This window comes from Lysinibacillus sphaericus, from assembly GCF_005217585.1.
GTDB classification, from domain to species: Bacteria; Bacillota; Bacilli; order Bacillales_A; family Planococcaceae; genus Lysinibacillus; species Lysinibacillus sphaericus.
Map to the genome: position 1 here is coordinate 32,609 of NZ_SZPT01000001.1, position 12,362 is coordinate 44,970.

Below are 12,362 nucleotides of genomic sequence, written 5' to 3' on the forward strand. Positions count from 1 at the left end.
GAACAGAAAAGCTCCACACGATGGATTGTCGTGTGGAGCTTTCCTATTGGGGTGCTACATTACACGATTTGCTTTCATGTTGCTCGCAATATTGGCAGTAAGATAGTGAGTGGCGTTGTGATGTTTGAAGAAAATAGCTATTGACAATACTTGTATCAAAGAAGGGGAAGTTTGAAGATATAGGATGCTTGTAGAGATAATACGAGCTATAAGGATAGTCCTCCATTTTGTCAACCATAGGGGGAGACGTTGAGATAGGATTGCGGTGAATATAGCGACTAACACTAAGCATGTCGAGTTGTGAGGGAACAAGGTCTGCAAAATATCGACTTTCATATAGATGACCGCAATAGTTGTACTTCTTTTTAAAGTAATTGCTGTAACGCCAATTAACATTGGCCATCACTTTGCCTAGTGGCACTTTGGGTGAACGAATCAGCAGGTGATAGTGGTTAGTCATAACGCAATAGGCAACAATCGTAAACGAATATTTGTGATAAGCATATTGTAATACACGAAAGAAAGCTTCATAATCTGCTACATTGTGAAAAATAGTTTGACGATTGTTACCGCGTACTACTACATGATGATAATGATCTGGGGACCAAAGCCGTTTTTTTCTTGGCACACGCTATTGCCTCCTTTACTTTTTTCTTTAGCATAAAAAAGCATGTAAAGAACGTCAATTAGACGGGAGTTACGAAAGTAATGACTATTTTTATTTTTCATGTGCATAGAAGGTTGAAATGAAAAATTGTTGGTGAAAATAATCATAGAAAAAAATTTTTTTGATAATTGTGTGGAAATTGTGTGCGTGCCAGGCACCATAAAAAGATGCTTGTGCTTTTCAGGACTTTCCATTAGAATAAATGCAATACATGTAAAGACATTGATGAGGAATAGTAAATTTGTGGTTCTTTTTAGAGAGCTAGCGGTTGGTGGAAGCTAGTAAGGATGCAAATTGAACTCGCCTGCTGAGTCTGCATACGTAATATGAAATTTTACGTTTGCCGTTATTTCCGCGTTAAGGAAGCTTGAGCCGAGTGTAATCACTAATTTGGGTGGTACCGCGGGAGTTAAGAATACTCTCGTCCCTTTCTAACAAAGAAAGGGGCGAGTTTTTTTATTTTTTAAATATTTTGTCAATTCTTACGATAAGTGGTACTGCACATACTATAAGGAGGAAAAATAATGAGCTTTAATCATCAACAAATTGAAAAAAAGTGGCAAAAGTATTGGGATGTCAACAAAACATTCAAAACAGAAAATGAAATGGATAAACCGAAATTTTATGCGCTTGATATGTTCCCTTACCCATCAGGTTCGGGACTTCACGTAGGACATCCAGAAGGTTATACAGCGACAGATATCCTTTCACGTTTCAAACGTATGCAAGGCTTTAATGTTCTACATCCGATGGGATGGGATGCATTTGGATTACCTGCCGAGCAATATGCACTTGATACTGGGAATGACCCAGCAGAATTTACAGCAAAAAATATTGCGACATTTAAACGTCAAATTCAAGAGTTAGGCTTTAGTTATGACTGGGATCGTGAAATTAACACTACAGATCCAGAATACTACAAATGGACACAATGGATTTTCATTCAATTATATAAAAAGGGCTTAGCTTATGTAGATGAAGTGGCGGTAAACTGGTGCCCAGCTCTAGGTACAGTGCTTGCGAATGAAGAAGTTATCGATGGGAAGTCTGAACGTGGCGGACATCCAGTAGAACGTCGTCCAATGAAACAATGGATACTTAAAATTACAGCTTATGCGGATCGTTTAATCGACGATTTAGAAGAAGTAGATTGGCCAGAATCCATTAAAGACATGCAACGTAACTGGATTGGTCGTTCAGAAGGTGCAGAAGTAACATTTAGCATCGAAGGGTCGGACAAAAACTTTACGGTATTTACAACACGCCCTGATACGCTATTCGGTGCAACATATACAGTGCTTGCACCAGAGCATAAACTAGTGGCTGAAATTACAACAGCTGAACAACAAGCTGCTGTCAATGCATATCTTGAAAAAGTAAAAATGAAATCAGACTTAGAGCGTACAGATTTAGCCAAAGAAAAAACAGGTGTATTTACAGGCGCTTATGCAGTAAATCCGATTAACGGCAAAAAAGTACCAATTTGGATTGCTGATTATGTGTTAGCGACGTACGGAACTGGTGCGATTATGGCTGTTCCTGCACATGACGAACGTGATTATGAATTTGCTAAAGAGTTTGGTTTAGACATCGTTGCTGTACTTGAAGGTGGAGATATCGACAAAGAAGCATTTACAGGTGACGGTCAGCACATTAACTCTGATTTCCTTGATGGTTTAAATAAAGCAGATGGTATTGCAAAGGCGATTGAATGGTTAGAGGAAAAAGGTGTAGGGGAGAAAAAGGTATCTTATCGTCTTCGTGACTGGCTATTCTCTCGTCAACGTTATTGGGGTGAGCCAATCCCAATGATCCATTGGGAAGATGGTACAACAACGCCAGTTCCAGAAGCAGAGTTACCATTAATGCTTCCAAAAACAGATAATATTCATCCATCTGGAACAGGGGAATCACCATTAGCGAATATTACGGATTGGGTAAATGTTGTAGATCCTGAAACAGGCAAAAAAGGTCGTCGTGAAACCAATACAATGCCACAATGGGCAGGTTCTAGCTGGTACTTCCTACGATATATTGACCCTAACAACAAAGAAGCGATTGCTGATCCAGAGTTACTAAAACGTTGGTTACCAGTTGATATTTATATTGGTGGAGCAGAGCATGCAGTATTGCATTTACTATACGTGCGCTTCTGGCATAAAGTACTATACGATTTAGGGGTAGTGCACACGAAAGAGCCATTCCAAAAATTATTTAACCAAGGTATGATTCTTGGTGAAGGTAATGAAAAAATGTCTAAATCAAAAGGCAATGTCGTGAACCCTGATGAAATCATAGAGTCACACGGTGCAGATACACTACGACTTTATGAAATGTTCATGGGTCCATTAGAGGCTTCAGTTGCATGGTCTACTAATGGTTTAGACGGTGCTCGTCGTTTCTTAGACCGCATCTGGCGTTTGTTTGTCAACGAAGAAGGTACGCTATCAGCGAAAGTGCAAACTTCAGACGATAAGTTTTTAGAAAAGTCATATCACCAAACAGTGAAAAAAGTGACAGAAGACTACGAAGGGATTCGCTTCAATACTGCTATTTCACAAATGATGGTCTTTATTAATGACTGCTACAAAGCAGAAGTACTTCCAACAGCCTATGCTGAAGGATTTGTGAAAATACTAGCACCAATCGCTCCGCATATTGCTGAAGAGCTATGGCAACTATTAGGTCATGAAAATACATTATCTTATGAAGAATGGCCAGCGTATGATGAGTCTAAGCTTGTGGACGATGAAGTGGAAGTTGCTGTTCAAGTGGCAGGTAAAGTACGTGCGAAAATTATCGTAGCAAAAGATGCTTCAAAAGAAGAAATTGAAAAAGTAGCATTAGCCGATGAAAAAGTACAAGAATATATGGCGGGCAAAGACTTGGTAAAAATTATTGTTATCCCAGGAAAGCTTGTTAATATTGTTGTTAAATAATTAAACAAGAAGCCGTGAAATACGTTGTAAGAAGCGTACTTCACGGCTTTTTTTTATAAATGTCGTTGGGAATATGAACATTACATGCATTGCGATAAACGAGCCACGTATACAAGGATTGAGCGGAAAGGAAGCAAACAGTATCTTGCTAACAATGAAGAGGTCGACATGTAATGGAAGACATAGTGGCAGGAATTCAAACGTATGGTAGATGCTACATCGAAAGTAGCACAATTATAAAGTACAAGCATCAACGCCAACAGATAAATCATATCGAGCGGAAAATATGGCACAAGCATGTAACCTAAAAGGCAAATGTTTAGGAGTTAACGTCAGTTATGGACGAAATAGAAAACAGCTCTAAGCAAATTAGAATGTAAGAAATAGGGACGATTCTAAAGTTTTAAAACGATGCTACGAAAAAAAGTGTCCGAAGCGGGGGCACTTTTTTTGTTAAAGTGAAACCAACTTTAAAAATTTTACGACTATAGGATGAATGGATAAAGGAGGGGCTCAAGTGAGTGAGCATTTAACAGCCATTATGGAAGAGCACGGCGAGTATTGCCTTCGTGTGGCCTATTTATATGTACGAGATTGGTCGATTGCAGAAGAAATCGTACAAGATGTATTTCTCGCCTACTATTTGCAACAGCATCGCTTTGAACAAAGAGCTTCGCTTAAAACTTATTTAGTAAAAATTACAGTACATAAAAGTCATGATTATTTAAGAAGCTGGAAAAATAAACGTCATCAATTACTTAGCAAATTTCATTTTGGTATTAGTAAAAGAACGCCAGAAAGCGATGTCATTAAAGCGGCGGAACGAGTTACATTGCAAGCGGCATTATTTGAGTTACCTATTACTTATCGGGAAGTATTGATTCTTTATTATTATCAGGAATTAAAAGTACGTGAAATTGCAGATGTACTAGGTAGTACAGAAAATACAGTGAAAACGAGGTTGCGTAGAGCGAGACAACTGTTACAAAACAAACTCGAACGAAGCGATTGGGAGGTGCTAGGCGATGACATCTTTTAAAAAGAAGCTGAATGAGGAAATAGGCGAAACACCACGTTTTACAAAAGGATTAAAGGAGCGCATTGTGCACCAAGCCGCACAACAACAGTACAAACAAATTAGCAAATGGCAATATCCTGCAATAATTGTAGGGATAATGGTGACACTACTTTTTTTGATTGCGAGTGGGCCATGGCAGCAAATGGAATATGTACAGCATGCCTCAATTGTTGAACTAGCGCAAAATGAAGAAATACAGCAGTTGTCAATTACACAAAATTGGTATGAAGATTCATTTAAAGCGGGGAGAACAGGTTGGGTAATAGGGCAACAAGAGTACGCAAAAGGGACTGAGACAAAGCTGTTTGAGAACATGCTTCAAAAGGCAGTGGTAAGACAAAAATCAGAGGAGTATTACTTAATTAATAATTTATGGATAGAATTTAGTAATGGGCAAGTGGTAAAGCTCCAGATGTTTAAAAGTGATGACAAATTTGCCTTTCTCGATCTAAAAACCAATAAATTTTATGAGGTCAATGATGGGGAGGCTATATCCGCATTTACAGACTTTAATTTTAAGAAATTGGACTTTAACTTTTTGGTCTTTCTCGTATGGATTGGTTTCATTTGGCTAGGGGCTTGGGTAGCGGAGAGAGCCGTTCGCTGGAAATTCCATATTCCAAAAGAGCCGAAGTATGTAAGTGACAATCATAAGAAAGTCGTATATCTTAATAAGTTTATCAATGTGATTGTGCTATGTATATTTAACTTAAAATCATGGATTATATTTATTGCTGCTGACTTTGTGCTCATTTTAGTTATATTGTTACCTAATTTAGCAATCGAATATTATTTTGGCAGACATGAAAAAAGACATTACGTAGCATTAACAACTACAGCTTACACATCTATTATATTTATCGCTTTCCTTATTTGGATTCAATAAGTAAAAAGATGTTTCGCCTAACTTGCGAAACATCTTTTTTGTAAATGTAAAGTTTGATAGAAAAGTGTTGGTGCTAATCGTCTACTATGGGTATACGATTTGCCTGCTGAAGCGATAATTGAAAGATGCATGATACTGTAAAGCTAACGGCTAAACCATTTAAAAGATTAAACTGTACGCCAACACCAATACCAATCGCAATAGAGAGCAATATTGCTAACCAACTAAGCTTATGAATAGTTCGGTTTACAAATAAAAGAATGATCATAAAAGGTAACATTGTAATATGGATAAAGGCGAAAGTATAAATCACACCTAAAATTGTTATGTTGATTGATACAAATAGACTGAATAAAAGCACCATTAAGCCGATTAAATAGTAATAATAAGGTTTTCTTGTAGAAAAAAAGCGTTTTGTTGCGCGCATCTCTACTAGCAATGTAGTTATAATTGCAAAAAGTGTAATCATAAGAAAAGCGAATGTAAGAAAACCTGGCTGTACTTCATACAAAAAAGTAAGTAATAAAATTTGGAATTCCCCGTAAGAACCACTATATAGCGCAATCATTAGAATGGCTGTAAACGATAACGTTAATAAGGCTAAAATCACACCTGATGAAAATAAGCTACGGCGTACTTTTTTCGGTTTTACAAAGGCAATCAAATACCATGTAGATTTATCCACCAACACTTGCCCTAAAATAGCTAATTGAATCACAATATAGAACAATAGAATTTCGCTGTTTTTAAAATAAAATAAATAAGGATGGTATAAACGAATTCCTTCATAAACAGTGCTAGCGCCATTTTGCACAAAATAAAAAATAGGAATAAAAATGAGTAGAGAAAATAGCATCATGATAAATAGTGCATCTAACCATAATATCCCTTTTAAAGATATGAATCTATCCAATACTAACATACCGATTAGAAATATAGCTATTGTAATGGGGACTGGTATATTTAACATAATAGTGGATAATACATTAATACTTATTAATTGAATTAACCAAATTTCAATACCAGTTAATAAGTAAAATAACTGTACTACTTTTAAATTCATGCCATTTAATTTTTCTTGCATTTTCATTATTAAAAAGCTTTGTTTGTGTTGGCTTTGTGAATAGCCATTTCTATTTAAAAAGAATCCAATAATGATAAACGATAGGGCTATTGCTACTGTATAACAAATACCAGCCATAAAACCATAAGAAATAAGTGCTGATGGAGAAGATAATAAAAAATTGCCACTAATCCATCTTGCTAGTAGTATAATGACGCCGGCTGTTGTACTTAAACTGGCAAGCGGTACAAGAAGTGAACGTTTGTTAAAATACATAGGTTTTACGATCCTTTATACATTTGTGATACTTTATATTGACGTGGCGACTGATTATATTTTTTCTTAAAAGCGACACTAAAATAATGCTGGCTATTAAAACCACAGCTTTCTGCAATTGTGGACATACTTGCCTCCATGTTTTCATTCATCTTTTTAATCGCCATCTCTAAGCGATAATTATTAATATACTCGTTAATGCCAATCGATTGTTCTTCTAAAAATTTACGGCTTAAATAACTTGGATTTAAATGTATTTTTTCAGCAATGATATTGAGCGTAAGTTTTTCATGATAATTTTCATGAATAAATGAAAGTGCACTTTGTATCGCATCATGGTTGGAACTCCATGCTTTATATTTTTCAACGATATCGTTTAATTCACTAGCAATAACAGGCTTCGTTAAATAATCTGTCACCCCGATGCGCAAAGCTTTTTGTGCATATTCAAAGGTTTGAAATGCAGTCACCATAATAATATCTAATTCATAAAGTTCTTTTAATTCCTTGCTTAACGTAATGCCATCTTTTCCAGGCATTTGAATGTCTAAAAAGGCGATTGTTATGCGATGCTTTTTGGCTAATTGTAATGCTTGAGAAGCATCGAGAGCAGTGTGAAATTTCCAATTTGGAAAATGGGGCTTTAATAAATAAATCATTTGTTCAAGCTCTAAAGGCTCGTCATCGGTGATTAATATATTCATGTTGCTTCATCCTTTCTTTTAGCTTGGATTTACATCTAAAGCATACGCAGGAACATGAATAGTAACGGTATAAAGCTGATCCTCACTAATAGTTGAAAATATAATATTTTCAAGCCCATAAATCAGTTCAAGACGTTTTTGTACATTTTCAAGGCCATAACCTTGCTGCAATTCATCTTCTATTTGTTTGCGTGCTGTATCGCTGGATTGTGTATTTTTAATTTCAATCTGTAAAACGCTATCTAATTTTTTTATATAAATGGACAGCTCCGCAGGTCCTGCATGCTTCTCAAATCCATGTTTAAAGGCATTTTCAATAATCGTTTGAAAAATAAACGGAGGAATTTTTACAGAAAGAGCTTCTTGGTCTATATATTTGTGTATCGTTAAACGATGTCCGAAACGTAGTTGCTGAATATTTAAATAACTCTCAACAAATTGCATCTCGTTCTTTAAGGCAATTAAAACCTCGTGATTATTGTATTTAAATTTAAAAAATGTTGCTAATGCCTCAATGCCCGCAACTAAATCTTCCTTACGATTAATACGGGCTAGACTTAGCAAAGAATTTAAAGCATTAAAAAAGAAATGCGGCTGTATTTGTTGATTGAGTTGGAGTATATTTGCCCGCTGTAAATCTTGTTCTAACTCCAAATGTCTTTTTTCTTCTTCAAGGCTATCAATCTGCTTTTCAAAAATAAATATGAATGTAAGCAGAAAAGCTCCAATAATTGGAGCAATTACACATAGGAGAATATAGATATTGAAAGTTTCTAGTTGTAACATATTGAAAATAATCTCTCCTGTTTTGTTTAAGTTACATTAAACTAAATTTTCTGCAAAATGGCAAGCTACCTTTTGAGTTGTTTTTATTTTCCGTAATGCTGGTACTTCAACTCTACACTTATCAGTTGCAAACGGACAGCGCGTGTGAAAACTACAGCCAGTAGGTGGATTTAGCGGTGATGGAATATCACCTTTTAAAATAATACGTTCCTTACGGTGTTGCTTATCGATAATTGGTATAGATGACAATAATGCTTTTGTATAGGGATGGAGCGGTTGAGAGAATAGGGACTTCTTGTCCGCGATTTCGACTACTTTTCCAAGATACATCACCATGACACGATCAGAGATGTGTCGAACAACACTTAAATCGTGAGAGATAAATAAAAATGTTAAATCCAACTCGCGTTGCAGCTTTTTTAATAAGTTTAATATTTGAGCTTGAATGGAAACGTCTAATGCAGAAACCGATTCATCGCAAATAATAATTTTTGGATTAACGGCGAGTGCTCTTGCTATACCTATTCGCTGTCGCTGTCCACCAGAAAACTCGTGTGGATAGCGCTCGAGATATTCAGGACGTAATCCGACAAGTGCCATTAATTCTAGCATGCGTGATTCCTGTTGCGCAGGTGGTACAATTTTTTGAATAGACATAGCTTCAGAAAGCATTTTGCGAATCGTTCTACGCGGATTAAGTGAAGCGTAAGGGTCCTGAAAAATAATTTGAATATCCTTTCTAGCCACCCGAAGCTCTTTTTTATTCATTTCAACTAAATTTTTTCCGAACAACAATACCTCTCCAGATGTCGGTTCATCCAACCTTAAAATAGCACGACCTGTTGTCGATTTCCCACAGCCTGATTCACCGACGATGCTTAGCGTTTCTCCTGGCATAATTTCAAAAGAAACACCATCTACAGCTTTTACAACTTGCTGCGCACCAAAGAGCTTTTCTTTTTTTAAGAAAAAATGTTGTTTTAAATCGCTTACTTGTAATAATGGCTGCCTGTTGTCTTTGATTGTCATACCATCATCTCCTCCTTCGCTGATTGTCCTTGCCACTCGTCACTATACATCCAACATCTTACTTTCTTATCTTGTTCGACCATAATAAGTTCTGGTTGTTGCTCGCGACAGAGCTCGGTTGCAAATGGACATCGTTCAGCATAACGACAGCCAATTGGATAATGATAGGGACTCGGTACTGTACCATGGATTGTCGATAGTTCTTCTTGATCTTCGTAGAGCTTTGGTAATGATTGAATTAAGCCATTTGTATAAGGATGGAGCGGCTTTTCAAAAAGACTATCTGTAGAACCTTCTTCTACTACTTGTCCAGCGTACATCACCGCAATTTTATCGCAAATCTCAGCTACCACGCCAAGGTCATGCGTAATAAAAATAATGCTCATTCCTAATTGTTGTTGTAAGTTTCTAATGATATCGATAATCTGTGCTTGTATCGTCACGTCTAGGGCTGTTGTGGGTTCATCAGCAATTAATACATCTGGTTTACAAGCTAAAGCCATGGCAATCATAATACGTTGCCGCATTCCACCACTTAATTGATAGGGCTCCTGTTTTGCTCTTTTTTCTGGCGCGGGTATGCCGACGAGGCGAATCATTTCAACTGCCTGTTGCCAAGCTTCCTTGCGAGATAAGCCTTGATGTAAGCGGATAGTTTCGGCGATTTGTTCTCCAACGGTTAAGACGGGATTTAAACTAGTCATCGGTTCTTGAAATATCATGGATATTTTATTGCCTCTTATTTTCCGTAGTTCTTCATCCGATAGTTTTAGTAAATCTGTATTGTTTAGCAGTATTTCACCATTAATAATTTTACCTGGTGGAGTAGGCACTAATTTCAAAAGGGAGAGAGAAGTCATAGATTTTCCACAGCCTGATTCACCAACAATTCCCAACGTTTCTCCTTTATGAAGTATAAATGACACACCATCTACTGCCTTCGCGACTCCTTCACTGGAATAAAAATATGTTTGTAAATTTTTTACTTCTAACACTGTATGTCCTTTCATGTTTAATTCCCCCCTAGTTTAAATCAATGCGTTTATTAAATATTCGATATAAAATATCCACAAAAAGATTGATGATAACGAAGATTAAAGAAGCTACTAGTACACCTCCTTGTACAACGGGTATATCCCGTGTACGAATCGCATCAACAATCATACGCCCAAGTCCGTTGACAGCAAAAACGGATTCTACTAATACTGTACCACCAAGTAAAGTACCAAACTGTAAACCTACTACAGTAATAACAGGGATTAAAGCATTGCGTAATGCATGTTTTAAAATAATCACGTAACCTTTTAGGCCCTTTGCTTTTGCTGTGCGAATGTAATCTTGATTAACAACCTCAAGCATACTGGAGCGTGTCATACGAGCAACAATAGCAGCCCCACCAGCCCCAAGCGTTATTGCAGGTAAAATAATGTGTTGTGCGCTTTCCCATCCTGCTACAGGTAGCCATTGTAGCTGAACGGAAAAAACATACATTAATAAAATACCAAGCCAAAAACTAGGTAGTGAAATACCTAAGAGCGCAACAACCATTAAGCCTGCATCTAAAATCGAGTATGGTCGTATTGCTGAAATAATCCCGGCAATAAGGCCTAGCACAATGGTGATGAAAATACTGTATAACGCAAGCTCGATTGTAATCGGTAAACGTGTCGTAATTTCCTCAAGTACCGGCTGTTTATTTTTTAAAGAATGCCCCATATCTCCATGTAAAAGATTGCTAATATATTCACCGTATTGAACGTAAAGAGGTTTGTTTAAACCTAGATTTTCGCGTAACTCTTCAACTGTTTCATTGGAAGCACCTTCACCAGCTAAAATCAATGCAGGGTCACCAGGAATCATCTGCATAATTAAAAATACAACAAGGGTGACACCTAATGTAACGGGAATAATTTGTGCAATTCGTTTTAAAATAAATAGTGTCATTTCGTTCACACTCCTTTAATTTTTCATCCTTGGATCTAGTGCATCGCGTAACCCATCACCAAATAAGTTAAAGCCCAGAACAAGCATGGATATCATGAGGCCAGGAAACATTGCCATATATGGAGCAGTAAAAATAAAGTCCCTACCATTCGATAACATGGCTCCCCATTCAGGAGATGGAGGCTGCGCACCTAAACCTAAAAAAGATAAACCTGCAGCAGATAATATAGCTGTAGCTAAACGCATAGATGCTTGTACAATAATTGGTGATAAAATATTAGGGAAAACATGCTTTGCTAAAATTGTGACATCACTTGCTCCAAGCGTTCTGACAGCATCAATGTATTCCAATTTTTTTACTTCCATTGTGGAACCGCGCACAATACGAGCGAACATCGGGATTGAGAAAAAGCCAACAGCAATTGTGACATTGATAAGACTTGGTCCTAATGCACTGACAATGGCCAAAGCTAGTAATATACCAGGGAAGGCTAACATGATGTCCAATATTCGGCTAATAATGGAGTCAATCCATTTGCCGTAATAGCCTGCAATAAGCCCTAACAATGTGCCAATCGTTCCACCAAAAAGTACGGCTGAAAAACCAACACCAATTGAAAGGCGTGCACCATATAAAATTCGACTAAAAATATCACGTCCTTTATCATCAGTCCCCATTAAATGGGCTAAACTTGGTTCCTGTAATTTTTGTTCCAATTGCACATCGAATGGATCATATGGTGCAATAATTGGCCCAATAAGAAACATAATGAAATAGAGTAGAATAATGATGCCCCCTACAACTGCCGCTTTATTATTTGCCATTTTGTTAAGAAAATTAATTCTACTCTTTTTCCGAGAGGCTTTGCGGGCATCCAATAAGATTGCATGATTCACTGTAGTCGTTACTTTCTCCATAATGATTACTCCTTTTTTATATAGATGTGTTATCAATTTATTGAAAAGAGCATCGAAAGTAAATATTTCAAG

The 12,362-nt window shown here is 36.9% G+C and carries 11 protein-coding genes and 1 other annotated feature; of the genes, 3 read left to right on the forward strand and 8 right to left on the reverse strand.

Annotated features, from left to right (window positions below; translation table 11 throughout):
- Window positions 1-43: 43 nt before the first annotated feature.
- Window positions 44-628: a transposase gene (locus FC748_RS00165; RefSeq protein ID WP_238600148.1), complete on the reverse strand. Its 585-nt coding sequence runs from the start codon at window positions 626-628 to the stop codon at window positions 44-46.
- Window positions 629-880: 252 nt separating this feature from the next.
- Window positions 881-1,099 (forward strand) — a binding site (T-box leader).
- Between the two features lie 92 nt (window positions 1,100-1,191).
- Between FC748_RS00165 and leuS the strand changes: the two genes are divergently transcribed.
- The 3 genes from leuS (at window position 1,192) to FC748_RS00180 (ending at window position 5,570) form a co-directional block, all read left to right on the forward strand.
- Window positions 1,192-3,606 (forward strand): leucine--tRNA ligase, encoded by a 2,415-nt coding sequence (leuS, locus tag FC748_RS00170; protein WP_108029993.1) that lies wholly within the window; start codon window positions 1,192-1,194, stop codon window positions 3,604-3,606.
- A gap of 517 nt (window positions 3,607-4,123) precedes the next feature.
- Entirely contained in the window at window positions 4,124-4,645 is a 522-nt protein-coding gene (locus FC748_RS00175) for a sigma-70 family RNA polymerase sigma factor (protein WP_024363713.1), read from the forward strand.
- Window positions 4,632-5,570 carry a hypothetical protein gene (locus FC748_RS00180; protein WP_108029992.1) on the forward strand — a complete coding sequence of 313 codons (939 nt, stop codon included), beginning with the start codon at window positions 4,632-4,634 and terminating at the stop codon, window positions 5,568-5,570. The genes FC748_RS00175 and FC748_RS00180 overlap by 14 nt, the downstream gene beginning before the upstream one ends.
- 73 nt (window positions 5,571-5,643) lie before the next feature.
- On the opposite strand, the gene FC748_RS00185 is transcribed toward FC748_RS00180, so the two are convergent.
- From FC748_RS00185 to nikC, 7 genes are read right to left on the reverse strand one after another with little or no spacing between them, the layout of a single operon-like run.
- Window positions 5,644-6,909 carry a permease gene (locus tag FC748_RS00185; protein WP_108029991.1) on the reverse strand — a complete coding sequence of 422 codons (1,266 nt, stop codon included), beginning with the start codon at window positions 6,907-6,909 and terminating at the stop codon, window positions 5,644-5,646.
- Between the two features lie 5 nt (window positions 6,910-6,914).
- Window positions 6,915-7,613, reverse strand: coding sequence for a response regulator transcription factor (locus tag FC748_RS00190; RefSeq protein WP_024363716.1), 699 nt, complete (start codon window positions 7,611-7,613; stop codon window positions 6,915-6,917).
- A gap of 18 nt (window positions 7,614-7,631) precedes the next feature.
- Window positions 7,632-8,399 (reverse strand): sensor histidine kinase, encoded by a 768-nt coding sequence (locus FC748_RS00195; protein ID WP_108029990.1) that lies wholly within the window; start codon window positions 8,397-8,399, stop codon window positions 7,632-7,634.
- Window positions 8,400-8,435: 36 nt separating this feature from the next.
- Window positions 8,436-9,428: an ABC transporter ATP-binding protein gene (locus FC748_RS00200; protein WP_108029989.1), complete on the reverse strand. Its 993-nt coding sequence runs from the start codon at window positions 9,426-9,428 to the stop codon at window positions 8,436-8,438.
- Window positions 9,425-10,438, reverse strand: coding sequence for an ABC transporter ATP-binding protein (locus FC748_RS00205; protein WP_024363719.1), 1,014 nt, complete (start codon window positions 10,436-10,438; stop codon window positions 9,425-9,427). Before FC748_RS00205 ends, FC748_RS00200 begins: the two co-directional genes overlap by 4 nt.
- A 13-nt stretch (window positions 10,439-10,451) precedes the next feature.
- Window positions 10,452-11,372, reverse strand: coding sequence for a nickel ABC transporter permease (gene nikB, locus FC748_RS00210; protein ID WP_108029988.1), 921 nt, complete (start codon window positions 11,370-11,372; stop codon window positions 10,452-10,454).
- Window positions 11,373-11,387: 15 nt separating this feature from the next.
- Window positions 11,388-12,290: a nickel transporter permease gene (nikC, locus tag FC748_RS00215; protein WP_108029987.1), complete on the reverse strand. Its 903-nt coding sequence runs from the start codon at window positions 12,288-12,290 to the stop codon at window positions 11,388-11,390.
- Window positions 12,291-12,362 lie beyond the last annotated feature (72 nt).